At 54.0% G+C, this 250-nt stretch carries 1 protein-coding gene; it reads left to right on the top strand.

Going from position 1 to position 250, the window contains the following annotated elements; genetic code table 11:
* On the top strand, positions 1-250 hold a 250-nt coding region (locus SB816_RS33735; RefSeq protein ID WP_410548468.1), incomplete at both ends, for a hypothetical protein.

Raw genomic sequence — 250 nt, 5'->3', positions numbered from 1 at the left:
ATAGATACTCTTGAGCCCGGCCAATCGCCAGCAACGCGACAGGCACAAGCAGCTGCGCAGTCGCCGCAGAAAAAACGTGCCCGCACTGAAGATTATTACAACACCAAGAGCCAGGTGTTTTCCGCGCTCATCGATACAATCGACCTTTCGCAACTCGCCAAGCTCGATGCGGAGAGCGCGCGCGAGGAAATCCGTGATATTGTCAACGACATCATCACGATCAAAAGTTTTGCGATGTCGATCGCCGAGC

Source organism: Achromobacter sp. SIMBA_011 (assembly GCF_046535435.1).
GTDB lineage: Bacteria > Pseudomonadota > Gammaproteobacteria > Burkholderiales > Burkholderiaceae_B > Achromobacter > Achromobacter dolens.
This window is presented reverse-complemented; position numbering and strand designations above follow the sequence as displayed.